Source organism: Paenibacillus sp. HGH0039 (assembly GCF_000411255.1).
Classification (GTDB): domain Bacteria; phylum Bacillota; class Bacilli; order Paenibacillales; family NBRC-103111; genus Paenibacillus_F.
Genome location: NZ_KE150413.1, coordinates 86,131 through 109,616, shown reverse-complemented (window position 1 = coordinate 109,616; position 23,486 = coordinate 86,131). Strand labels below are relative to the sequence as shown.

Genomic DNA, 23,486 nt, shown 5'->3' with positions numbered 1-23,486 from the left:
GTTCTTCTTATTTGTACCAGACAGCGTCCGTTCGTTACAGGATTCAGGAAATTTTTTTCGTTTTTGCGCAAAAAAAAGCCCCGGGGTCCGAATCGAAATTCGGTCCCTGAGGCTTTTAAAGAAAGTTATTTGCCGCCGGTAAACGTGACGCCTTTGATGAAAAAGCGGTTGAACACCGCGTAAATCAGCAGGGCCGGAAGCGTGAAAACCATAGAGGCGGCCATGATGTAGTTCCAGTTGCTGATGTATTGGCCCTTGAACGTGTTCAGACCCAGCGTCAACGTGAACATCTTCGCATCCGAGATGAACATGAGCGGCTTCAAGAATTCGTTCCAGGCGCCCATGAAGACGAAGATCGTCTGGGCGGCCAGGGCCGGAAGGGCCAGCGGAAGCGCGATCCGGAAGAAGATGCCGAACCGGCTGAGACCGTCGAGCTGCGCCGCCTCTTCCAGTTCCTTCGGAAAGCTGACGAAGAACTGGCGCATCATGAAGATGAACGTGGCGTTCGCCATCATCGGCAGCGTGAGCGACGAATAGGTGTTGAGCAGGTTCAGGTTCTTCATGATCAGATACGCCGGGACGATCGTCAGCTGCGCCGGAATCATCTGGACGGCCAGAATGAGCACGAACATCAGCTTGTTCCCGAAGAAATCGATCCGCGCCAGCGAGTAGCCGGCCATGGAATTGAACAGGATGTTGCAGACCGTGGCAATGACGGCGACGAGCGCACTGTTTAACATCCACCGGCCGAACAAAGGCTCTTTGACGAAGATGTCGTAATAATTTTGCAGGGTAAAATTTTTCGGTATGAAGTTAATGCTGCCCGACACGATCTCGCCCAGTGTCTTGAAGGACGAAGAGAGCGCCCATAGAAACGGAATGAGCGTAATGCACGCGTAGACGAACAAGATGGCGTACAGCAGCACCTTCACGAATTTGGATGATGAAGTCGTCATGAGTACGCCTCCCTAGTTTTTGTCTTCGGTGAACAGCCTGCGCTGGATCAGCGTAACGATCAGGATGACGGCCGCCAGGACGACCGCAAGCGCGGAGGCGTAGCCGAAGTCCAGATTTTTGAACGCGTACTGGTAAATGAGAAGCGCAACCGTCAGCGTGGAGTTATTCGGGCCTCCCGAACCGGCCGAGAAAATGTACGACTGGTCGAAAAGCTGGAACGTCCCGATAATGCCCATCACCACGGTAAAAAAGGTCGCCGGTTTCAGCAGCGGCAGCGTAATGGACCAGAACTGGCGCCATTTGCCCGCGCCGTCAAGCATCGCGGATTCATACAGCGCGTCGGGAATGTCCTGAAGCGCCGCCAGGAACACGACCATAAAGAACGGGGCCGTGGACCAGATGTTCATCATCATGATCGCTTTAAGCGCTACGGCGGGGTCCCCCAACCAGTTGTAGCCGTGCAGGCCGACAGCCTCCAGGATTTTGTTCAGCAGGCCGTTCGTATTGAAAATCCACATGAAAATCAGCGTCAGAACCGCTGAGGATGTAACGGTCGGCACGAAAAATACGACCCGGAAGAAGTTCTTAAACTTGAGTTTGGCGTTCAGCACAACGGCAAGCAGGATCGCGAAAGCCGTCTGGACCGGCACGACGAAAAGCACGAACGAAGCCGTATTTTTCAAAGCGATCCAGGCCCGCTCGTCGTGAGCCATACGCGTGAAATTATCGAGCCCCACCCACTTGTAGCTGACCTGGCCGAGCAGGCTGACTTTGTGGACAGATAAATACATCGAATAAAAGACCGGCAAAAATAAAAAGGTTCCCAGCACGAGCAGAGTGGGAAGCAGAAACAGATAACCGGTCACCGTGTTGCGGAGTTTCCGTTTCCAGGCCGCGTGAACGGTCATGAGCCTTACCTTCCTTTCGCGGAAAAGTTAAAGGGCGGCAAGGAGGAGCATCACCGCTCCTCCTCTCTTCCCTTCTTGCTTTACTTGGCGGCCGAGATTTCCTTGTTGGCCGTATCCTGGGCTTTCTTCATCGCGTCCTCCAGCTTCGCCTTGCCCGAATACGCTTCGATGAACTGGTTGTTAAAGTTGTTCATGATCGTCGGCAGGGTCGCTTTATCCACCCAAGGCGTAGCGTAAGAGGCGCCCGCCACGATAGCCGCGCGGAGCGGGTCCTTGTCGTAGCCGAGCTCGGCCGCGACAGACTTGCGCGTCGGAAGCGCAAATCCTTTGCTGGTCCAGGTTTTCATGCCTTCTTTTCCCGTCAGGTAGGAGAGCAGCTTCCAGGAAGCGTCCTTCTGCTTGGAATCCTTGTTCATCACGTAAGCAACCGGGAACGCCATCGTGCCTTTTTTGCCGTTTACCGTCGGAAGCTCTGCCGTGCCGTATTCAAGGTCCTTGTAGTTGGTTTGCAGGAACGGAATCGCCCAGTTGCCTTCGAATACGATAGACGCTTTGCCCTGGCCGAACATTTCGCCGGTCCAGCCTGCGCCGACTTCCTTCGGCTCGCCGGACGTTTTGTCGACATTGTGCATATCGGTTACGAGCTGGAGACCTTTGAGCGCTTCGGGGGAAGCGAACGTTGCGCTGCCTTTGTCGTCCGAGACTTGGCCGCCGAACGCTTTCATCATGTACATTTGGCGGGCGATTTCCGGAGCGGCTCCGAAACCGTAACGGACCACTTTGCCGTTTTCGGTTTTGGTCAGCTTTTTGGCGGCGTCCTGAAGCTCTTCCCACGTCTTCGGCGGGTTCACTATGCCCGCTTCTTTAAAATCTTTTTTGTTGTAAAACATCGCCAGCGTCGAGAAATCCTTCGGGAAGCCGTACGTTTTGCCGCCGTTCTGGAAAGCCGCGAGAAGCGGCTGCTCGAAGTCGGCCGTATCGAAATCGGCCGTTACGTAGCCGTCCAGCGGTTCGACGACACCGGTCTGGATCAGGCCGGGCGCTTCGAAAGCGTCCAGATAGAACACGTCCGGTCCGTTTCCGCCGATCAGCCGGGTTTTCATGACGTCCATATACTGGTCCGCGATAACCTCGTAGTTGACTTTGATGTTCGGATTTTTCTTTTCGAACTCATTTAGAGTCTGCTGCAAAAGCTCTTTCTCGTCCGCGCTGGACGTCCAGCCGGCCAAGGTAACGGTTACTTTCTCGCCGGAAGCGCCGCCGGACGGCGTTCCGCCCGGAGCGGGCGTTCCCGTGGAAGAATCGCCGCTGCCGCAGGCGGAAAGCACGACGACGGAGCCGAGGAGCACGGACGTTAAGGTTGCGAAAGATTTTTTCATCATAAACAATAAACCTCCCTAAAAATATCTGTAGGCATATATTCATTCGGATTTATTCAATCGAAGGGAGCTGCCCGCAAAAGGTTTCGTTACAGCGCTTCTTCGTGCCGCTGAAGCCGCTCTGTCGTGCAGGACATTCCCTTCGGCAGTTGCCGGTCCTATTCGTTTCACAAGATTTCCAGCTCGTAGCCCGTATCGTTGCCCAGCACGCTCACATCCACGCGGCCTGTTCTCGCATCCCGCTTCAGCAGCAGGTGCAGGCGACCGCCGCCGATTCGCAGCCGGTCCACCTCCAGCTCGCTCATGTCCGGCAGAAGCGCCGGTTTCAGCGTCACGCGCCGTTTCAGCGCATCCGGCACGATACCGAGCATCGCCTGCACGAACGTCAGCGAGGTGCCCGCTGCCCAGGCCTGCGGCGAACAGGCGACCGGATACTTCACCGGGTATCCGAGCGAATCGTCATAGCCGCAGAACAGCTCCGGCAGGCGGGCGTACTCGAAAGCCTGCGAGGCTTTCAGCAGCCCCTGCATGACGGTGAGCGCTTCCTCCCGATAGCCGCTTCGGCTCATGCCGAGCAGGCAGAGGGAGTTATCGTGCGGCCAGACGCTGCCGTCATGATAGCTCATCGGGTTGTAGCCCGCCGCCCCCGTGCTCATCGTGCGGATGCCGTAGCCGCTGAACATGTCGGCCGCCACAAGCCGCTTCGCAACCGCTGCCGCTCTTGCTTCCGAAGCTATGCCGCTCATCAGGATGTGACCGGCATTGGAAGTCACGGAGTGCACCCGGCTCTTCGCTCCGTCCAGCGCAATCGCGTAGAACTGCTCGTCGTCCATCCAGAAATCGCGCTCGAAGCGCTCTTTAAGCTCAGCGGCCTGCGCTTCCAACCGCTCCGCCCCGGCCTCCCGGCCAAGCGCGCGGAACAAAGGAGCCAGACGCGTCTTTGCCTGGTACACATACCCCTGTACCTCCACCAGCGCAATCGGAGCCTTCGCATACTCCCCGTCGGCATGGACCACGGAATCCGCCGAGTCTTTCCAGCCTTGATTCGCTATGCCTTTGGACGATTTCTGGACGTATTCGACGAAGCCGTCGCCGTCCTCGTCCCCATAGGAGTCCACCCATTCCAGCGCCGCCTCGATATGCGGCATTAGCTCTTCGATGAGCGGCGTATCTTCGGTCCAGTGGAAGTATTCCGCCGCAAGCAGCAGAAACAGGGGCGTGGCGTCGATCGTGCCGTAATACGGCGTAAACGGTACTTGGTTCGTTCCCGCCAGCTCGCCGTAGCGGATCTCGTGCATGATTTTGCCCGGCTGCTCGTCACGCCATTCATCTTCCTTCGTCCCCTGGTAGGAAGCCATCGTCAGCAGCGTTCCTTTCGCGATGGCCGGATTAAGCGGCAGCATCTGAAGCGCCGCGATTAAGCTGTCGCGTCCGAACGGAACCGCGAACAGCGGCAGGCCCGCCACCGGAAACGGCCCGTGGCCCACGTCCGTCAGCAGGACGCGCAGGTCCTGGACACTCCGGCCGTACAGCTTGTCGAAGGCCGGAAGGTCGCTGCGCACGCCGGTGCTTCCGCCGTTCCACTCCGCATAAGACGCGTCCAGCTTCGCCATCGCTTCCAGCGGATCGTGGAGCCGGGGCTGTTCGCCTTTAATCGAAGGACTCACGGTAAAGGCGATTTCACAGGATTCCCCGTGGTTAAGCTTGACGGGAAAATGCACACGTCCATCGCCATCCACCGTATGGACCGGACCCTGCCAGCGAATACGGGTTTCCCGGTCCACATTGTCTGCCCCGCGGTATTTGATGACCCGGCCGTTCGAAGAGAAACTGTCACCGGTTTTGTGCCCGATTTCTCCGTATTGGAAGCCGCGGACCACAAACATGTCTGTAAAATCGGCGTCCATCGCCACGGAAAAAACAAATTCAACAGCCTTAGGATAGTAACTGGTAATCCGAAACGTTTCGTATAGAGATCCATCGTATATAAAGCGCTTTCTTTCAATTTCGACCGATTCTCTCCATAAAATAAGCTCTCCGTCCCGCTCCATATGCGGATTCGTAAGCCGGATGACCGCAATGTAATTTTCATCCGCGACCGACGAAAGCAGGATGGGCTTCTCCCCGTTGATTCCGATCTCGAAACGGCTTAAAAACCGCGTGTCGGAAGTATACAAGCCGTTTCCCGTCTCGGGGTTTATATCTCCGTTTACATCGGTAATCAGAAACAAATTGTTCTCTTTAATCACACGGTAATCCAAAATATGACCTCATTTCTCTCGTTGACTTCATGCCGATTCATTTATCCGAAGCGTTTCGGATAACGAGCAAAAAAATACGAGACCGAAGCCTCTTTTTCCCAATCAGCCCTTTCCAAAACGTTTCGGATGAACTATAATTGCATTATAAGCGAACGTGTAAGCATTTACAACCCCAATTTTAGACACCGGTTATAACCAGTCGTTCGATAACGCCCAAAACGTTTCTGAATAAAAGGAGAACAACCATTGGTCACTATCAAAGATATTGCCAAAGCCGCGCAGGTTTCCGTCACCACCGTATCTCGCGCGTTAAACGGGTATGACGATGTAAACGAAGAGACACGCAAGAAAATCAAGCGTTTCGCCGACCAGCTCGGCTACAGCCCCAACATGGCGGCCCGCTCCCTCGTATCCAAGAAAACCAAAACGCTCGGCCTTCTGCTTTCCAACGTCACACGCGCGAGTTCCAAAGATAATATCGCCTTCGAAGTGCTCTGCGGAATGAACGACCGGGCCGGAGAGCTGGATTACGATCTCGTGCTGTTCAGCACGACTCCCCAGAAGCAGAAAATCAAATCCTACAAGAACTTGTGCCAGGAACGGGGCGTCGACGGCGTCATTATTATGGGCATCCGGCTGGACGATCCCTATTTGGAGGAGATCGTTTCCTCGGACATCCCGTGCGTTCTGATCGATATTCCGCTCCAGGGTCCGAATGTCGGCTATGTTACCTCGGACAATATCAAAGGCGCCTATACCGCCGTAAATCATCTGATCGAGAACGGCCACAGCCGCATCGGCATGATCAACGGCCACGCCCAGGCGGACGTCAGCATCCAGCGGTTGAAAGGCTACACGGACGCGCTGAATAACAGCGGCATTCCGTTCGATCCGACCCGCGTCCTGGACGGCTCTTTCTCCGAATCCGGCGGCAAAGAAGCGATGTACAGGCTGCTGTCGCTGCATCCGGAAACAACCGCCGTGTTCTGCTCCAGCGACCTTATGGCGCTGGGAGCCGTGCAGGCGGTCAAAGGGCTGGGGCGGCGTGTGCCTGACGATATTTCGATCATCGGCTTCGACAATATCGATCTGACCGCGTACACCTCGCCATCCCTTACTACCGTCAACCAGCACAAGTACGAGTCCGGCTATCAGGCCGCGCAGCTCCTGGTCGATTTGCTGGAAGGCCGGAATGTAAGCCATCATATCGTCCTGAATACGGAGCTGGTAAAACGGGAGAGCGTTAATCGCCTGCCGCTCTGAGGCAAAAATAAAATCCCCTTAGGGACCGGGGAAGCATGAAGCTTCCATCGGTCCTCAAGGGGATTTTTGCGGCAGCCCGCCGGCATTCTTCCGTGCTATGCGCACCTCGCAAGGCATCGGCGCCGGGGTACCGAGCCGTATGACGGGCGACCCGCCGTCCGGCCGCTTGCAGCCGCACTCGCGAGACCACGCAAATGCAGACGCAGGCGCAGGCATTCAGCGGCCGGTCATGCGCCGGATGATCTCGCGGCTTTTTTCCAGATAGCCCACGGATTTGTCGTATTCCCGGCTGGCTACGCCCAGATACAAAATATCAATGACATTCAGCTGCGTCATCCGCGATGACATGGCTCCGCTGCGGATTTCGTTCTCCGTCGAGGAGGTATACAGCGGATAATCCGCATGCGAGCTGACCGAATTGTTGCCGTATTTCGTGATGGAAATCGTTTTTGCCCCGCATAGACGCGCTTCTTTCAAACATTCGATGACATGATCCGTTTCGCCGGAATAAGAAATGCCGACAGCCACGTCGTCCTCGTTCAGCATAACGGCGGAAGTCAGCTCAAGATGCGGATCGGTAAACGAATAGCTGGTCTTGTTGATCCGCAAAAACTTATGCTGGGCATCCTGAGCGATCAGATTCGAAGCGCCGAGGCCGTAGAAGTACGTCCGGTTCGCCCGGCTGAGGGCCTCGACCGCTCTTCTCACCGTATCCGCATCCAGAATGGTCACCGTATCTCGAATGGACTGGATATTATTGGCCGATACCGTGTGGATAATCCGGTCGATGGAATCGTTCGGACGAATTTCCCGGTACTCGTATCTTTCCTCGCTCTGGTTCAAGTCACCGGCTACTTTGAGCTTCAGCTCCGGGTAGCCTTTCACGCCCATCGACTTGCACAAACGGATAATCGCCGCCTGGCTGCCGCCGCTTTCGGCCGCTAATTGCGCTACGGACATTTCCAGCATTCGATGCGGATGACTGAGCACAAATTCCGCCACCTTGCGTTCCGATGGCGTGATATCGTCCAGAATCTCGCGCAGCCTGACTAATCCTCCGTTCATAATTCCTCTCCTTTGCCTGCGTGCCGCGCTTTAGAAAAATTGTACGCGTTTCGAAAGCGCGCCCGTCGGTACCGCGAACGCTTGAGCCCGCTTGAAGTTAGCCGGTGCGCCGCGCACGATCGTCAACGCTTTATAGTATTCGATGAACGGAAATCCGTAAGTTTCACCGCGTGCGTAGGCATACACATTCATCGCTTTAACCCAAGTCTCGTATGCTTCATCGGGAATGTCAATAAAAATTTCAGGGTTGAAATCGTACGGATCTTCCCAGTTATCCGCGTAGTAGAGATGGTTCGCATAGTGGGACGGAAGCTCGCGCTCGATCGTCTTCAATCCGGCGTAAAAACGCGCGTCATTGACAATATAATGCGTATTCGCGTGGTCTTTATGAATGCTGCCTTTCCAGTGGGTAAGAATGATATCCGGTTTCACCTCGCGGATCACATCGGCGACCTGGTATTTCACTTCTTCGTCGACCGGAAGTTCGGCGTCTTTGTAAGCCAGAAACTTGACGTCGGCTCCGACGATATCGGCGAATTTATGGGCTTCTTCGATTTTCTGCTTCGCATATTCTTCCGGAGTCAGACGGGGATGCCCTTTCTCTCCCGGCGTCAGATGCAGGAAGGTAGCTTTATGGCCGGCCTGCGTATATTTCGCGATAACGGCGCCCGCCGTCAGATCCAAGTCGCCGGCGTGACCGCCGATCGCCAAAATATGATGCTTTTGCTCTGTCATGTGAAATCGCTCCTTTGGGTTGGATTACTCGATTTACCGTCCAATCAAAATCTTTGATTCGTCACGACCGCTGCCGCAAGCGCGTTATGCACGCAAGCGCGAAGCACCTTCACCGTTTTGCCCCGTCCGTAGTAGACCCGGTTCGTCAGCAGCACGACGGCCAGATCCCGCTCGGGGTCCAGCCACAGGCTGGTGCCCGTGAAGCCCGTATGGCCGAAGCTGCGCGGCCCCATCCAGTCGCCCGAGGCATCCAGCGGGTCGCCCTTGAGCGCCCAGCCGAGGCCGCGGCTCGCGCCGGGGATGCTCTCCGTGAAGCTGCGCACGGAGGCAAGGGCCGCCGCCCGCGAGAGGAGACGCGGCCGGGGCGTTTCCGCTCCCGCCGCGTCATGACGCGCACCGGCGGCCGGGGCGGGGACGAGCCCGCAGCCCAGCCACATGCGGGCATAGCGGACCAGGTCGCCGGCCGCCGCGCACAGCCCGGCGTGGCCGCTTACGCCCCCGAGGGCGCGGGCGTTCTCGTCGTGGACGACGCCGTGCAGGCGGACTCCTGCGGAGGCGTCGTACTCCGTCGGCGCTATGTCCGCCGCCCGCCCGGCAGGCGGGCAGAACAGGGCGCTGTCCATGCCCAGCGGCCCGAAGATTTTGTCGCGCGCCGCCTCGTCCAGCGGTACGCCCAGCATCTCCTCGGCTATGCGCCCGAGGGTCATGTAGCCGACGTCGCTGTATGCCATCCGCGTGCCGGGTTTGGCCTGCAGCGGGGTGCGGTACACCGTCTGCCACATCTCTTCCCGCGTCAGATGAGACGAGTACAGATTGACGAGCGGCGGCAGTCCCGACGTATGCGTCAGAAGCTGGCCTACCGTGACTTCTTCTTTGCCTCCGCTTGCAAACTCAGGCAGCAGGGAAGCCGCCGGTGTATCCAGGGTCAGCCTGCCCTCGTCAATGAGCCCGAGCACCAGCGGCAGCGTTACGGTCACCTTGGTGAGCGAGGCGCAGTCGTACAGGGTGCCGGCATGTACGGCCGCCGGTTCGGAGGCGTCCGGATCGGCAACCCCCGCCGCGTATACGAGTTCCTCGTCTCCGCGTACGACGGCCAGCACCGCTCCGGGAGTAACGCCTGCCGCGATCTCGCGGTCAACAGCCCGGCAGGCGGCGATTACCCCTTCCGGCGAAAGGCCCAGTGCCGAAGCCCCGGAAGCGGCCGCCTCATACCCCATTGCCACGGGCCTCCGTGGCGGAAGCCCCCGCTGCCGCTTCCGGTCCATAGAGCAGATACTTGCTGCGAATGCCGGCCCATTCCTTCCCGTCGCGTTCCCAAGAAGCGATAATCGCTTCCAGAGCGCCGGGCTCGTGCAGGGTCAGGCGAATCCGGTCGCTGCCGCTCAGCAGGTCGATGAAGGTGGACTGGCCTACCTTGAAAGGCGCCAGCCATTCGAACTCATCGGGATGAAGCCTTTGGATCCTACTCAACAAGTGAAGGCCGGTGACGGCCGATTTGTACACTTTCGGGTCCGTAACGAACGTCATCACGCCGTTGCACAACTGACCGGCATGCTTCGAGAAGGTCGGCGTAAACGTGACCGGGTGGAACCGGACGCCGGGAAGATTCAAGGCATTCAGCTCACGGCAGGTTTCCTCCGCCTTAAGCCAAGGCGCTCCCACCTGCTCGAAAGGCTTGGTCGTACCGCGTCCTTCCGACAGGTTCGTTCCTTCGAACAGACAGTGCCCCGCGTAGATCCGAACCGTATCCATGGTCGGCATGTTCGGGGACGGCGGAAGCCACGGCAGCCCGGTATCGGGAAATTCCATCTCCCGGTCCCAGCCCTCCATTTTAACGACATACAGCTCGCAAGGCGTCTTCATTTGATCGGCCGCCAGCAGAGCGAATTCGCCGATGGTCATACCGGTACGGGCGGGCATTCTCCACGCGCCTACCATCGACAGCAGGCTTTCGTCCAGCAGGCCGCCTTCCCACTCAAGTCCGCCCAGCGGATTGGGACGGTCCAGCACAATCACGCGGACACCGGCTTCGGCGCAGGCTTCGAGCGTATAGATCAGCGTGCTGAGATACGTGTAAAACCGGACGCCGAGATCCTGGATGTCGAAAACCATCGCCTGAAGCCCCGAAAGCATGTCGGCCGTCGGTTTTTTATGCTTGCCGTACAGGCTGTAAACCGGAATCCCGAGCTCCGGGTCGATTTCATCTTCGAACCGGACGCCTGCCTGGCGCTCCCCCCGGATACCGTGCTCGCAAGCGAACAAAGCGCCGAGCTCCGCTTCTTCCAATGAAGCGCAAACCTGAATGGTGGACTGAAAGTCGCGGTTGATCCCCGTCGGGTTCGTCAGCAGTCCGAATTTACGGCCTTTGAGCAGCGCGGGCGCCATTTCCGGAAACCGGTCGGCTCCCGTTTTCACCTTCCCTTGCATGAGGTTCCCTCCCCTGTTGGATAATAAAATCGGGTCTTCTTTTTCCAATTATCTGTAACCGCTTTCTATGTGTCATTATACCGTTTACGAAATTTTATTTCAATTATTTTTTACAATATAAAATTTTGTTTCCTGTACGTTTTAAAGAAACTTCCCTTTGTTAAGCGACGATTTAGGGCCTCCGGAAAATGACCTGCCGGCCTCTTTTCAATCAAAATTTTATTTCAGAAATTTTAAAAATATATAAACTTTTATTTTACAACTTTCCTGTGCTTCCGCTATACTATTGTCAGGGACTTCAACTGCATTCCCCTTTTTTTCCTCCAGTTTCCACGCCACACTTTTCTTTGACGGCCTGGAACTTCTTTTTATGTTTGCCTTACAGCCGTTCTCAACAGCGAATATCCCGAACCCGCCCGGCTCTGACCGCGGCAGGCAATCGGGCTGAGTTTTATACATCATGCTGGCATTCTTTCAGTTTCTACAAAAATAACGGAAGAAAAGGTGACTCCCATGGATTATGTCATCGGCCTTGACGGCGGCGGCACCAAAACCGAAGCCCTCGCAATCGACTTGAGCGGCGCAGAGCTCGGCACTTGGACGGGCGGCCCGGGAAATCCTCACGCCGTTACTTTCGCAACCGCTTCGACGGAACTCGGCCGGCTTCTCGCCACGGTCAAAGATGCTCTGCCGGGACGCAGATGCCTGGCCGTTTGCGCCGGCCTTGCCGGAGTAGACACCGCCGAGGAACGGAGCACAATGGAGCGGTATCTGACCCAAACGCTTACGGGAAGTGCTTACGAGGGTGTATCTCTTCTGATTAAAAACGACGCCGAAATTGCGCTGAAAGCCGCCCTTGGCTCCAGCAAAGGCATCATCGCCATTGCAGGCACCGGTTCCATCATTTACGCCTTCGATTCCGAAGGGAACAAGTACCGTGCCGGAGGCTGGGGGCATTTGCTCGGCGATCAAGGCAGCGGCTACGACATCGGGCTCTCCGTTCTTCAAACCGTCATGAAAAGCTACGACGGCGTACTTCCCGCGACCGTGCTTACAGAAGCCGTCCTTCAAAAACACGGCATCCGGGACGCGGCGGAGCTGCGCGGAATCGTTTATCGGCCCGGCGTGCAGAAGGCGCAGATTGCCGAGCACGCGGAGCTCGCTGTCCGTGCAGCGGCGGCGGGAGATATGCTCGCCCGCCAAATCATCGTGCGCTCAGCCGAAGATCTCGCCGACCTCGTCGTTGCGCTCCGGAACCGCCACTCTGGGCTTGACCGTCTGAAAATTGGCGCGGCCGGGTCGATTTTCGCGCACTGTACGCTCTTCTACGATACTTTCCGGGTGAACGTATCGCAGGAAGACGATTTATCGGACGTCGTCTTGTCCGGACGTCGCTCATCTGCAGGTGCCGCCGATTATGCCAGGGAGCTTGCGGCCTCCCAAGGGGTGAAGTAAGCGGCCGCCTAGTATGCCGCATTGCGACTGCCTTTATATCCCTTTTCAACTACCGGAGGTACCTTATGAAAGAAAATATACACAGTCTCACGACCGAGCAGCAAAATCCCCGGACCCGCCAGTTGGACCAGAGATCTGCTTTGGATATCGTCACGCTGATCAACCAGGAGGATTTAACCGTCGCGGAAACGGTCCGGCAGGTGCTTCCAGCCGTGGCCGAAGCGGTTGATTGGATCACACAGCGGCTTTCCGCGGGCGGCAGACTCTTTTACTTCGGGGCGGGAACAAGCGGCAGGCTCGGAATTCTTGACGCATCCGAATGCCCGCCTACTTACGGAACCGATCCCAAGCTGATTCAAGGAATCATTGCCGGGGGACCCGATGCGATTTTGAAAGCCGTCGAGGGAGCGGAAGACAGCGAGCAGCTCGGACGCGACGATGCGGATGCCTGCGGCGTCAGTTCCAAGGATGTCGTTGTCGGCATCGCGGCAAGCGGCAGAACGCCCTACGTGATCGGCGCCATGAAGCGCGCCCGCGAACAAGGGGCAAAAGTCATCGCCTTGTGCAATAATCACGGCACCCCGATGGCAGCCATCGCCGATCTGGCCATTGAGCCTGTTGTCGGTCCGGAAGTCGTCCTCGGGTCGACCCGCATGAAAGCGGGCACCGCTCAGAAAATGGTACTGAACATGCTCACAACGGCCTCGATGGTACGTCTAGGCAAAGTGTATGATAATCTGATGGTGGACGTTCAGCCTTCCAATTACAAACTGGTCGAACGCGCCAAACGCCTCATTGCGATGGCAACGGGCTCGGACAGCGAAGAAATTTCCCGGGCTTATGCGGAATCGCAAGGTCACGTCAAAACCGCCATCGTCATGATTCTGGCTAAAATGTCCTATGAAGAAGCTTCACGCAGATTACAGGAAACCGGCGGCAAAGTCCGCATGGCGGTTGAATCGTCCGAAAGTGCCTCATAAGCGTTTATTTCTCAGCGAAAGGTTGCATGCACATGAATGTCCGCTTAGTGAAACCTGATGAAATGACCGAAGCCGCGGCGCTTGCCGACTCGATCTTCCGGGACGGCGAGCAGGTATCGATGGCCGCCGGCTTCCCTTATTTGTTCTCCGCCGTCACTTCCTCCTCGTTCGGAGCTTATGGAGAAGACAGCCGCATGACGGCTTTTATGGGACTTCTCCCGTCCGCCGTCCGGATCGGCTCCTCGCAGCTGAACGTGTTCTCCGTCGGCGCGGTCTGCACGGCCCCGGAAGCACGGGGCCACGGGGTTGCCGGCAAGCTGCTCGATGCCGTGAAGGATCAGGTCGCCGCATCGGACGGCGACCTGATCCTCGTGTCCGGCACGAGAAGCCTGTACACGCGCGCAGGCTGCCGCGAGTTCGGGACGATCCGGCGCTACACGCTTACGCCGGAAATGGCCCCGGCGCTGCGGGAAGCAGCCGCTGAGGCTCCACAAGCCGGCGTAAGCGAGGGCAGCACGGCCTCGCTTACGGGTGCGGGAGCCTCTGCCCGTCCGGCCTCGCAGATCGGCGCCGGCGCTTCCCGCGGCACGGATGCGGCCGGACCGCTCCTCTGCCGGGAGTGGACGCACAGCGACCTGCCCGCTCTCGCCAAGCTGGCCGCTTCCCGCGAAGTCGCCTTCGAGCAGAGCCAGTGGGACCTGGCCGTGCTCATTGACGCGCAGGCTTACGCGCGATGCGTGAAGCTTGGGCATCGCGTCTACGTTGCGGAACGCGGCGGCGTCCCAACCGCGTTCCTGGTCGCCGCGCTTCCGGGAAGCCTCCGGCCGAAGATGACACCGTTCGCCATCGAATGGGCGGGCGAGCCTTCGGCCGTAGCCGCTCTGCTCGCGCATGCGCTGGAGACAGCGGCCCCGGAAAAGCTGGACGTGCTCGCTTCCCGGCACGATGCCGGACTGGCCGCTCTGCTGCAGAAGCATGCTCCGTACGCGGACGAGCGGATTCTGGGCACCGTCTATGTGCCCGATGCGGCCCGCCTTTTCCACCGGCTGAAGCCGTACTTGGCTGCTCTTCAGCCGGAAAAAGCTCCCCTGCCGGAAGGCAGCTCCGGCGCGGCCGAACGCGGCATCCGGCTGTCCTATCCGGGGCTGGACGACCTGGAACTGGATGCGGACGCGTGGATCGCGCTTCTGTTCGACGGTCCGTTCTCACTGCCGGCAGCGGACGCGAATGCGGCGCCGGTCCTTCCCGAAGGTACACCGGCACAATGGCGTGAGGCGCTGACAGGTCTGTTCCCTGTCCCGTTTCCGTCGACCTCCGGCCTCAATTACATCTGACGCGCACTTTATCGCCTCCCCGTCGATACCGGAGTTTTCATTGGGGCGGCGGGATATGCGGTATTGTGCTGCCTATACAAAAAAAGCGCCACCCCTTTAACGGGCGGGCGCTTTTTTCCGTTCCTAACGTTACGTTCGGCACAAACATGTACAGGCGCTCGCCTCTTGCCTAAATTCCCCCAGTCGCTGAAGTTTCTCCGTGAACACATGTTTTGACGGCACTGCTTGTACTGTTCATTGCTTGTACTGCTCATTGCTTGTACCGTTAGTATTGCTAGTACCGCTTGTACCGCTAGCACTGCTTGCATTGCTTGCGCTTCTTGAATGACTTGCCTCTCCCTCCCCACTTGCCAGATCATTCAACGTTCCCCGCGCTTAACCGCCAGTACGAAAATACCGTCGCCCGCTCCGTTTGCAGCGGCCATCATTCGTCCTTTTCGGTTTACCCGGTGTGCGGGAAGCAGCCGGACGGAACCTTTTCTGTCCAGCACAAGCACGTTTATAGCCCTGTCCGGTTCCAGACCGTCCGGCAGCGGCAGGGCCAGCTCTATATCCGGCAGGTTCTCCAGTTTCCTTTTCTTATCCCCGCAGGAAACGATGACGGCAAAATCGACGGGCCCCGAAAGAAGGCGGTATCGTCCTGAACCCGCCTCCCCGGTCAACAAGGCTTCCCGTTCTTTTCGGCCCATGCTAATCTCGAACGAAACAGTCATCTCCGACAGCCGGACTCCCGGACCGAACTGTCCCGTGGCTGCACCAATACCGATTTGACCGGCGGGTATGCGGAAACTTCCGGCCCAAGTATCCAGTTCAATAGATGCTTCCCTTATTTGGAGCAGCCGGATCATATCCCCGGCTATGCTCACGGATGCGTTTTCCGCTTGCGGCGGCAGGTTTACATGAACATCCCATACAGCGTTAGAGAAGGAGGAGGGCTGTCCTCCGTTATATTTCCCACCCGGCTTCGCCTGCACAATAGTTTGCTCTCCCTTCACTATAGCTTGGTGAGCCCGCTGCCTCCATCCGGCACGAAAACTCGCGGCAAGTTTACTAAGAGCTAATGAAATTATCCATTAACTTAAGTTAACTTGGAGCTTGTTTTTTTATATAATGATACAAAACAGATTGGAAACGACCGCGGCTGTCTGCCGCTTCTGGAGGACTTATGACCGATACGGCTTCCGATGCCCCCGTCATTTTAAAAACCAAAATAGCCGCGCCTCTTCCAAAGCCGAATCTGGTTGCCCGCGAGCGGCTGACCGATTCTTTATCCCGGGGAATAAACGGGCGGCTTACGCTTGTGTGCGCCCCCGCCGGATTCGGCAAAACGACCCTGCTTACCCAGTGGGCCCACAGCAGCGGGCATACCTGCGCCTGGCTGTCCCTGGATGCCAGAGATAACGATTTTATCCGCTTCTGGCGCACGCTCATCCGCTCCCTGGCCGATAAGGCCGGAGACCCGGCCGGACAGCGGCTTGCGGCGCTTACGCTATCGCTGCAGGATATTTCCTCCTCCACTTTTCTGGATGCGCTTTTAAACGAGCTTTATGAGATTCCCGGAAAAACGGTGCTTGTTCTCGACGACTACCACCTGATCGGGGACGCGCGCATTCACGACAGCCTGGCTTATTTTATCGAATACCTGCCGCCTGCGCTTCACGTGCTGATCGCAAGCCGCAGCGAGCTTCCTTTTTCGACTGTAAAATGGACCGCCAAGCAGGAACAAAACGAACTGCACACGGCCACTCTCCAATTTACGGCCGATGAAACCGCCGCATTTTACCGGGACATCCACAATCATCCTTTGACGGATGAACAGATCCGGCATCTCGCCGCACAGACGGAAGGCTGGGTAACCGGCCTGCAGTTGGCGCTGCTGTCTCTTCAATCCGGGGCAGACGCGGCCCGTTTCCTCGAGGAATTCCGCGGAGACCACCGGGTTATCTCGGATTATTTATTCGAAGAAGTTGCCTCGAAATTGCCGCCGGACCTCTATTCCTTCGTGCTGAAAACGTCCGTTCTTCAAGAGATGGATGCCGGTCTGTGCGATGCGGTCACGGAAAGCGCCGACTCCCGGGTACTGCTCGAGCGGGCTAAAAAATCAAACCTCTTCCTAGTGCCCCTGGACGAGCGCGGCGCCTGGTTCCGGTACCATCATCTGTTTGCCGGATTTCTGCAGGAGCTGCTTAAACGCAAGCAGCCGGAGGAATGGCGGCGGCTGAACCGGCTGGCAAGTGCAGGCTGCATTTCGCGCGGATTTATGAATGAAGCGATGGAATACGCCATAGCCGGCGAAGATTATCCTCTGCTGGAAAGCTCCCTGAGAACCCACATGCCGGCCGTATTGGAAAGCGGAGAACTGGGCAACCTCCTGCGCTGGTTCCGCAGCTTCCCTCCGGATTATGCCGTGCCGCCCGCATTGTCTTTGCACCATGCTTTCGTCCTGCTCATGACGGGTCATGCGGAGCAGGCCGAGCAGCTGCTTGAGCGGGTGGAGTCGTCACTGGACGCTTCCATGGAGCCGGAAGAACGGAAAGAACTCCAGAGCGGGCTGCTTTTCGTGCGTTCGAATCTGATGTTTATGACCGGCATCTTCGATAAATGGTTCACTCATATCGGGACTCTGCTGCATGAGATTTTACCGGCCGATCCGGCTTTTTACACGTTTAACTATAACCGGACCGAACCGCTGGTCAGACGGACCCCGCTCGGCCTCAAAGGCGTACTCTCGTCCGATACGGAAAGGATCGGCGCCTTGTTCACCAGTCTGCTGGAAGCCAGGGGATGGCACGGTTCCTACATTTATCTGTACGTCATGCAGTCGCTCAGCGAGGGCTACTACGAGTGGAACCGGCTGGAGGACAGCCGCAGATTGGCGGTCCTGGTCTCCCGTTCCGCCCCAGCCAGGGAGCTGCCCGGCTTGTATGTGCCGATGCATCTGACGCAGGCCATGCTGTATGCGGCGGAGGGGCGCTTCGAGCTGGCCCATGCCGCTGTGGACGAAGCTTTCGAGGCAGCTTCCGGGCTGAGAGACAGCCGCTGGCTGCAGCTTTTGCAGGCGGCCAGAATCCGTCTGTATCTTAAAGAAGACCGCTCCGCAGACGTGAAAAAGGCTCTGCCGCAGCTCGGTTTGTCCAGGAAGGACAAGCCCGGTTTCCGGCAGGAGTTCGAATACGTCACGCTGGCGCGCGCGCTCGGCAGCCAGCGCAAGGAGAAAGAGGCGCTGCGCCTGTTGGAGCTGCTTAAACCCCAGTGCGAGCGGGAGCAGCTTCTGTCCGGCATCATCGAAATCGGCATTCTGCAGGCGCTCCTGGAAAATCAGCGGGGTCAGCGTACGGCGGCTCTGCGCCATCTTCACGAAGCGCTGGAGCTGAGTGCCCGGAACGGCTACATCCGGAGCTTCCTCGATGAAGGCAAAGCCATGGAAACCCTGCTGCGCGCTTATGCCAGACAATACCGCTTGGCCCGGGAAGCGGCAGGACAGGGAGGCGGGATGCACGATTACGTATTGAAGCTGCTTAGCCTGTTCATGCCCGCCTCCCCCCAGCGCAAACCTGCAGCCCCGGGGCTCGTGGAGGAACTGAGCCGCAGCGAGATCAGTCTGCTCCGCCTTATCCGCCGGGGCGCTTCCAACAAGCAGATGGCGGAGCAGTTGACGCTTTCCGAGGGTACGGTCAAGGTCTACCTCTCCCGCTTGTACGAGAAGCTGGGCGTTTCCTCCCGTACCCAAGCGCTCGTTACCGCGCAAGAGCTTAAGCTACTGGATGCGGAATAGCATGCCGGCTTGGCTGAAACGATGCTTGTTTCGGCTCTTTCCGGCCCGCTGTGCGCCAAGGCCGCTGCGCCGCCTAACCCCTCCGGGTCATATCCGGAGGGGTTTTTGTGTGGCTCTTGGTTCTGCTCTGTTCTGCTCTTGGTTCTGCTCTTGGTTCTGCTCTTGGTTCTGCTCTTGCTTCTGCTCTTGCTCCTACTATTGCTTCTGCTCCTGCTCCTGCTTCTGTTCCCTGTGTCAATCTTCGGCCCGTTCTTCGCCTCGCTCTTCTATCCGCACTTCACACCCGTTTTCGAATTTACTTTCCCGGCTGCTCTATACTGTTTTTTGCTTTGCAGTCTCCCCTTCAGATTTCAGAGCAGATTCAGGTTGATTTAATCCCGTTTTAAGAAGTGCCGGATACAATGGGTTCAGGACAGCGGATCAAACGTTTGCCTCAAACCGTTTTAGAACGAAATTTGCCGGGTAATAATTCCGGCCGCGCAACGGAAACCCGTGTGCTTCGTATAAGACTTAGAAGACGTCCTTTCAACTTACATACGAATTACTCCATTCGCTTATCTGCCTACTTACGCTTATAGATACCGTTGCTCGTCTGATCCCACCTATTCGTTTACAGAAAAGAGGAAATACACATGAGACCCAAACATATTTTAATCGCAGGCACTGTCGCTTTTGCCATCACAATCGGTGCGGGATTTTGGAATGAAGAAAGCACCGCGGAAGTACAAATTATGATCCCGGATAATCCGGCCGCATTCGATAAAGTAAAAACCGCAGCCACACAAACCGCAGCCGTGCCCGTCCAAGACGAACTGCATCAGGCCCTGGGCGTCACTTCCGACGAAGAGATTTACGACGCTTTGTACAACGGGCAGTCTCTCGCTGAGGTAGCGGCCAGCCATTCGCGCGATGTGCAGGATGTCATTGCCCTGCAAACGGCGCAATTGTCCGCACAGCTGGATGACCGTCTCGCCGGTGGAAGCTTGTCCCGGGAAGCTTATGAAGCCCACAAGGCAGAGCTGGTCGAGGTCATCACCCGTAGCGTCGCGAACGTAACTTGACCGGTCTTTGCCGGTCCGCCGCCACCCCCTCAAGCATCACACGGTTAAAAAGAGAAAAGGCGCCCCCCGATTTTACGGGGGCGCCTTTTTTGATCGAATCTGCCGCATGCCTCATCGGCACTGCGGTTAATACTACTCGCCGGCACGCGATCAAGACTGTCACCGGCGTAACCGCGTAACAAGACCGAGCCTGCCGCAGCAGATTGATCACGAGACTTACGTCTGCTGGAAGTGGGTTGCGGCGACTTGGCATTCCTTGCATACGAACGCATAGGTAATTCCTTCGCCGTAATCATCCGCATCCTCCCAGGAGAATTGGGCCAGGAAGGTCATTTTCCCCGAGCACCTGGGACAATCCGGGTACTCCGCGTCCTGAATCCACGTGGGATAGCCCCCCACCTGCGAAGCCACCGCCGGCTCCTGAGTCCAGACGGCGGCGTAGTACGTTCCCCGCTCCTTGCCGGAGAACCGCAGAGCGGGCCGCTCTCCGGCCTCCAATGGCCCGTCCTCTTCCGGTACCGGCGAAACGGCGGGGGCGGCATTGTACCGGCTCCATCTGCTCCCTCCCTTACCGTCTATATCGGTAAAAAGAAAGCCATAGCAGGTGCAGCTCAAGCAGGTCGCAATCTTCAATCTCTCGCCTTCCATACCCAGGAACCGAAGCGAAGGATGTCTGAGGTCCAGATCGAACAGAACAGTCATTTCGCCGCCACAGCCTCTGCAAAACTCTTCGGTTTTTCCGAAAAGCGATACAGGTTCGCCGCCGGAGGGCATGCCTTTTTCAAACGTCCGGCACTCCCTGTAAAACAAGTCGCTTCTCGAACCTTCCTCGTTCAGCGTCCATCCTGCCTCAAGCGAGTACTGGTGTGGAGGAACATACAGTTCTTCGGCCCAGACAGGCGGAGTTTCCCTCCATTGGTTAAAGCGGGCCGCCACCGCCTCATCCCCGATCCAGGCCAACGCGAGCAATAGGAAATTGCGGTTCTCCGCATCTTTTTCCACTTGGTCCAGCAGAAAGTCCCGGATAGCGGCGGGAGCCTGTTTGTAGAGAATACCCGGATGGTAACATTCCTTCCGAATAAGCGCGGGCAGACAATCGTGCACCGGTATTCCCGTGAAGCATGCCAGCGATAACAAAATGTCTTCCGCGATATCCGGCTCATCTTCCGATAGCAGCGCCGCCGCGTAAGCTTTCATCCTTTCCGCATCCGATGCGGACAAAGAGGCATACAGCTCCTCGGCCGTTTTCTCGTATGCCGTATAGCGGGTGAGAGGGTCCGGAACCCTCGGCTCGCACATGATTTTCAAAATCTCCACGGGGTCCGTTATCCCCTCGTAGAGATTCACATCCCTGCGGTTCCGGCGGATGAACTCCTCCCGCTCCAGCCGCTGCCGGTTCTGTACGCAGGGCATACAGTAACCGCCCGTCTTCTCGGCTGTCCGGGGAAGAATCGTCGCCCGGCAATCCGCGCTTTTGCACGGAATACGCTCCGTCATCGCACTTCATCCTTTCACCGTCCGGCGAGCTTACATGGAGAGCGCCGCCGGATTTTTCGCTTGAAATTCTTCCCGAGAACAGGAAGCCTGCCTTCCGCGCTCCTATTCTTTCTCCCGGGCTGCTAAGCTTTACTGCGGATTTCTTCGAGAATCCGCCCGCAAATCTCCTCAATCGATTGCGGGCCCAAGTCCCCTTCCCCGCGTTTGCGGACGGCTGCCGTGCCCGTATTTTTTTCGTTTTCGCCGAGGACGAACATGTACGGCACTTTTTCCAGCTGCGCTTCACGGATCTTGTAGCCCAGTTTCTCGTTTCTCAGATCGGCTTCCGCGCGGATGCCCGCTTCGTCCAGCGATTTCTTCACGAGCATGGCGTAATCGGCGTAATGGTCGGACACCGGCAGAAGCTTCACCTGCACCGGCGCCAGCCAGAGCGGGAAAGCGCCGCTGTAATGCTCGGTGATGATGCCGATGAAGCGGTCGACCGAACCGTACACGGCCCGGTGGATAACGACCGGCCGGTGTTTCAGGCTGTCCTCGCCGATGTACGTGAGGTCGAATTTCTCCGGCATTTGAAAATCGAGCTGGATCGTCCCACACTGCCAGCTGCGCTTGAGCGCATCGAGAATATGGAAGTCGATTTTCGGCCCGTAGAACGCGCCGTCGCCTTCGTTGACCCGGTATTCGATGCCCCGGTTATCGAGCACGTTTTTCAGGGAAGCTTCCGCCTGATCCCACAGCTCCTGGGAGCCCATGGAGTCTTCGGGGCGCGTGGACAGCTCGATTTTGTACTCGAAGCCGAAGACGCCGTAAATATAGTCGATCAGTTCGATCACCCGGCCGATTTCTTCTTCGATCTGATCGGGGCGGACGAACAGATGCGCATCGTCCTGACAGAACGTGCGCACGCGCATCATGCCGTTCAGCGCACCCGACATCTCGTGCCGGTGCACCTGCCCGTACTCGGCAAGGCGGATCGGAAGTTCCCGGTAGGAATGCAGGCTGTTTTTATAAATCAGCATATGGCCCGGACAGTTCATGGGCTTCAGCGCAAAACTCGTATCGTCCACATCGGTAAAATACATGTTGTCCTTGTAATGGTCCCAGTGGCCCGACTGCTCCCAGAGGCGTCTGTTCATCATGAACGGCGTACGCACTTCGTCATATTCCCGCTGCCGCTGCAGTCCGCGTGCGAAGCTTTCCAGCTCTGTGCGGATCGTCATCCCTTTGGGCAGGTAGAACGGCATGCCGGGAGCTTCTTCGGAGAACATGAACAGGCCGAGTTCCTTGCCCAGCTTGCGGTGGTCGCGTTTCTTGGCCTCCTCCAGCAGATGCAGATGCTCGTCAAGCTCCGCTTTTTTCGGGAAAGCCGTGCCGTAGATGCGCTGGAGCATCTTGTTGGCGGAATCCCCGCGCCAGTAAGCGCCTGCCACGTTCAGCAGCTTGAACGCTTTGATCCGCCCCGTCGAAGGCAGATGCGGTCCCCTGCACAGGTCGAGAAATTCTCCCTGTTCGTAGACGGAAATTTCCGCATCCTCCGGAAGGTCGCGAATCAGCTCCAGCTTCAGGGGATCTTCCATGTCGCCGAAAATGCGGAGAGCCTCCTCCCGGCTTACGACCCGGCGGATGATCGGCAGGTTTTCACCCGCGATTTTCTCCATCTCCTTCTCGATGGCGGCGAGATCTTCGGTCGACAAGGGCTTTTCGAGATCCAGGTCGTAATAGAACCCGTCTTCGATAACCGGGCCGATGCCCAGCTTCACGGCTTTGCCGCCGTAAATCCGCTTGATGGCCTGCGCCATGAGGTGCGCCGTGCTGTGCCGGTAAATGTTCAGCCCCTCGGCGCTATCCGGCGTGATAATCTCGACCGCGCTGTCCCGCTCGATGGACGTGTTCAGATCGACCGGTTTGCCGTTTAGTTTGCCGCCGAACGCGTTCTTACGAAGTCCCGGACTGATGGACTGGGCCACCTCTTCAATCGTCGTCCCTCTGGAGTACTCCCGGACCGATCCGTCTGGCAAGGTTACTTGAATATTCATCGTCTATCCCTCCACGAGTGTTTTTTGTTGAACGCAAAAAAACGCAGCTCATCCACAAAGGGACGAGTGCGTTCAGCTCGTGGTTCCACCCTCATTTGATCTGCCGCGAAGCACGCAGAATCCTCATTTGGCATCCGGTAACGGAGATGATCCGGTGTCATCTACTGCCGCTCGGATCTTATGCGGGTTCGATGCCACGGCTGCAAAGGGGTAATTCCGCATCCGTCGGCAGGAGAAGCTTTCAGCATGCGCTTCTCTCTCTGGGCAGCCCGTGAAGGGAATCGTGTCTTTGGTCAATGCCTGTATGGGTAGAAATTATAGAATCGGCCGGGAAGGATGTCAAGCCGCCGATT

At 57.4% G+C, this 23,486-nt stretch carries 17 protein-coding genes; 6 read left to right on the top strand and 11 right to left on the bottom strand.

The window, feature by feature from the left end; genetic code table 11:
- Positions 1-125 precede the first annotated feature (125 nt).
- The 4 genes from HMPREF1207_RS14840 to HMPREF1207_RS14825 all read right to left on the bottom strand — a co-directional run bounded on the left by HMPREF1207_RS14840 (position 126) and on the right by HMPREF1207_RS14825 (position 5,505).
- Positions 126-956 (bottom strand): carbohydrate ABC transporter permease, encoded by an 831-nt coding sequence (locus HMPREF1207_RS14840; RefSeq protein WP_009675326.1) that lies wholly within the window; start codon positions 954-956, stop codon positions 126-128.
- Positions 957-968: 12 nt separating this feature from the next.
- Entirely contained in the window at positions 969-1,865 is an 897-nt protein-coding gene (locus HMPREF1207_RS14835) for a carbohydrate ABC transporter permease (RefSeq protein ID WP_009675340.1), read from the bottom strand.
- 80 nt (positions 1,866-1,945) lie between these two features.
- Complete coding sequence (locus HMPREF1207_RS14830; protein ID WP_009675324.1) at positions 1,946-3,247, bottom strand: ABC transporter substrate-binding protein; 1,302 nt, start codon at positions 3,245-3,247, stop codon at positions 1,946-1,948.
- A gap of 164 nt (positions 3,248-3,411) precedes the next feature.
- The gene (locus tag HMPREF1207_RS14825; RefSeq protein ID WP_009675328.1) at positions 3,412-5,505 is read right to left on the bottom strand and encodes an amylo-alpha-1,6-glucosidase; all 2,094 of its coding nucleotides are present in this window, start codon (positions 5,503-5,505) and stop codon (positions 3,412-3,414) included.
- Between the two features lie 246 nt (positions 5,506-5,751).
- Between HMPREF1207_RS14825 and HMPREF1207_RS14820 the strand changes: the two genes are divergently transcribed.
- Entirely contained in the window at positions 5,752-6,768 is a 1,017-nt protein-coding gene (locus HMPREF1207_RS14820; RefSeq protein WP_009675321.1) for a LacI family DNA-binding transcriptional regulator, read from the top strand.
- Between the two features lie 216 nt (positions 6,769-6,984).
- On the opposite strand, the gene HMPREF1207_RS14815 is transcribed toward HMPREF1207_RS14820, so the two are convergent.
- Genes HMPREF1207_RS14815 through HMPREF1207_RS14800 form a run of 4 tightly spaced genes read right to left on the bottom strand, consistent with a single transcriptional unit; the run spans position 6,985 to position 10,995 of the window.
- The gene (locus HMPREF1207_RS14815; RefSeq protein ID WP_009675334.1) at positions 6,985-7,833 is read right to left on the bottom strand and encodes a MurR/RpiR family transcriptional regulator; all 849 of its coding nucleotides are present in this window, start codon (positions 7,831-7,833) and stop codon (positions 6,985-6,987) included.
- A 30-nt stretch (positions 7,834-7,863) separates the two neighbouring features.
- Positions 7,864-8,568 (bottom strand): PIG-L deacetylase family protein, encoded by a 705-nt coding sequence (locus HMPREF1207_RS14810; RefSeq protein ID WP_009675323.1) that lies wholly within the window; start codon positions 8,566-8,568, stop codon positions 7,864-7,866.
- 44 nt (positions 8,569-8,612) lie between these two features.
- Positions 8,613-9,785 (bottom strand): serine hydrolase domain-containing protein, encoded by a 1,173-nt coding sequence (locus HMPREF1207_RS14805; RefSeq protein WP_009675352.1) that lies wholly within the window; start codon positions 9,783-9,785, stop codon positions 8,613-8,615.
- On the bottom strand, positions 9,775-10,995 hold the full coding sequence (locus tag HMPREF1207_RS14800; protein ID WP_009675327.1) for an exo-beta-N-acetylmuramidase NamZ family protein: 1,221 nt from the start codon (positions 10,993-10,995) through the stop codon (positions 9,775-9,777). Before HMPREF1207_RS14800 ends, HMPREF1207_RS14805 begins: the two co-directional genes overlap by 11 nt.
- A 513-nt stretch (positions 10,996-11,508) precedes the next feature.
- On the opposite strand from HMPREF1207_RS14800, the gene HMPREF1207_RS14790 reads away from it, so the two are divergent.
- The 3 genes from HMPREF1207_RS14790 to HMPREF1207_RS14780 all read left to right on the top strand — a co-directional run bounded on the left by HMPREF1207_RS14790 (position 11,509) and on the right by HMPREF1207_RS14780 (position 14,764).
- Positions 11,509-12,450, top strand: a complete 942-nt coding sequence (locus HMPREF1207_RS14790; protein WP_009675337.1) for an N-acetylglucosamine kinase — start codon at positions 11,509-11,511, stop codon at positions 12,448-12,450.
- Between the two features lie 65 nt (positions 12,451-12,515).
- A complete protein-coding gene (murQ, locus tag HMPREF1207_RS14785; protein ID WP_009675332.1) occupies positions 12,516-13,430 on the top strand; it encodes an N-acetylmuramic acid 6-phosphate etherase in 915 nt (304 codons plus the stop codon).
- Positions 13,431-13,462: 32 nt separating this feature from the next.
- Positions 13,463-14,764: a GNAT family N-acetyltransferase gene (locus HMPREF1207_RS14780; RefSeq protein ID WP_009675333.1), complete on the top strand. Its 1,302-nt coding sequence runs from the start codon at positions 13,463-13,465 to the stop codon at positions 14,762-14,764.
- A gap of 359 nt (positions 14,765-15,123) precedes the next feature.
- Here HMPREF1207_RS14780 and HMPREF1207_RS14770 read toward each other — a convergent pair whose 3' ends face one another.
- A complete protein-coding gene (locus tag HMPREF1207_RS14770; protein WP_009675355.1) occupies positions 15,124-15,738 on the bottom strand; it encodes a hypothetical protein in 615 nt (204 codons plus the stop codon).
- Between the two features lie 191 nt (positions 15,739-15,929).
- Between HMPREF1207_RS14770 and HMPREF1207_RS14765 the strand changes: the two genes are divergently transcribed.
- Both HMPREF1207_RS14765 and HMPREF1207_RS14755 read left to right on the top strand, forming a co-directional pair.
- Positions 15,930-18,539, top strand: a complete 2,610-nt coding sequence (locus tag HMPREF1207_RS14765) for a LuxR C-terminal-related transcriptional regulator (RefSeq protein WP_009675329.1) — start codon at positions 15,930-15,932, stop codon at positions 18,537-18,539.
- Between the two features lie 632 nt (positions 18,540-19,171).
- On the top strand, positions 19,172-19,600 hold the full coding sequence (locus HMPREF1207_RS14755; protein WP_009675350.1) for a hypothetical protein: 429 nt from the start codon (positions 19,172-19,174) through the stop codon (positions 19,598-19,600).
- Between the two features lie 216 nt (positions 19,601-19,816).
- Here the strand turns inward: HMPREF1207_RS14755 and HMPREF1207_RS14750 are convergent, their stop codons facing one another.
- Together HMPREF1207_RS14750 and thrS are read right to left on the bottom strand one after the other, a co-directional pair.
- Complete coding sequence (locus HMPREF1207_RS14750) at positions 19,817-21,097, bottom strand: hypothetical protein (protein WP_009675335.1); 1,281 nt, start codon at positions 21,095-21,097, stop codon at positions 19,817-19,819.
- 122 nt (positions 21,098-21,219) lie between these two features.
- Positions 21,220-23,133, bottom strand: coding sequence for a threonine--tRNA ligase (gene thrS / locus HMPREF1207_RS14745; RefSeq protein ID WP_009675346.1), 1,914 nt, complete (start codon positions 23,131-23,133; stop codon positions 21,220-21,222).
- Between the last annotated feature and the right edge of the window lie 353 nt (positions 23,134-23,486).

Excerpts from the sequence above, each read along its gene's own strand:
- HMPREF1207_RS14840 (WP_009675326.1), bottom strand. The coding sequence starts at position 956 with ATGACGACTTCATCATCCAAATTCGTGAAGGTGCTGCTGTACGCCATC.
- HMPREF1207_RS14835 (WP_009675340.1), bottom strand. The coding sequence starts at position 1,865 with ATGACCGTTCACGCGGCCTGGAAACGGAAACTCCGCAACACGGTGACC.
- HMPREF1207_RS14830 (WP_009675324.1), bottom strand. The coding sequence starts at position 3,247 with ATGATGAAAAAATCTTTCGCAACCTTAACGTCCGTGCTCCTCGGCTCC.
- HMPREF1207_RS14815 (WP_009675334.1), bottom strand. The coding sequence starts at position 7,833 with ATGAACGGAGGATTAGTCAGGCTGCGCGAGATTCTGGACGATATCACG.
- HMPREF1207_RS14810 (WP_009675323.1), bottom strand. The coding sequence starts at position 8,568 with ATGACAGAGCAAAAGCATCATATTTTGGCGATCGGCGGTCACGCCGGC.
- HMPREF1207_RS14805 (WP_009675352.1), bottom strand. The coding sequence starts at position 9,785 with ATGGGGTATGAGGCGGCCGCTTCCGGGGCTTCGGCACTGGGCCTTTCG.
- HMPREF1207_RS14800 (WP_009675327.1), bottom strand. The coding sequence starts at position 10,995 with ATGCAAGGGAAGGTGAAAACGGGAGCCGACCGGTTTCCGGAAATGGCG.
- HMPREF1207_RS14790 (WP_009675337.1), top strand. The coding sequence starts at position 11,509 with ATGGATTATGTCATCGGCCTTGACGGCGGCGGCACCAAAACCGAAGCC.
- murQ (WP_009675332.1), top strand. The coding sequence starts at position 12,516 with ATGAAAGAAAATATACACAGTCTCACGACCGAGCAGCAAAATCCCCGG.
- HMPREF1207_RS14780 (WP_009675333.1), top strand. The coding sequence starts at position 13,463 with ATGAATGTCCGCTTAGTGAAACCTGATGAAATGACCGAAGCCGCGGCG.
- HMPREF1207_RS14765 (WP_009675329.1), top strand. The coding sequence starts at position 15,930 with ATGACCGATACGGCTTCCGATGCCCCCGTCATTTTAAAAACCAAAATA.
- HMPREF1207_RS14755 (WP_009675350.1), top strand. The coding sequence starts at position 19,172 with ATGAGACCCAAACATATTTTAATCGCAGGCACTGTCGCTTTTGCCATC.
- HMPREF1207_RS14750 (WP_009675335.1), bottom strand. The coding sequence starts at position 21,097 with ATGACGGAGCGTATTCCGTGCAAAAGCGCGGATTGCCGGGCGACGATT.
- thrS (WP_009675346.1), bottom strand. The coding sequence starts at position 23,133 with ATGAATATTCAAGTAACCTTGCCAGACGGATCGGTCCGGGAGTACTCC.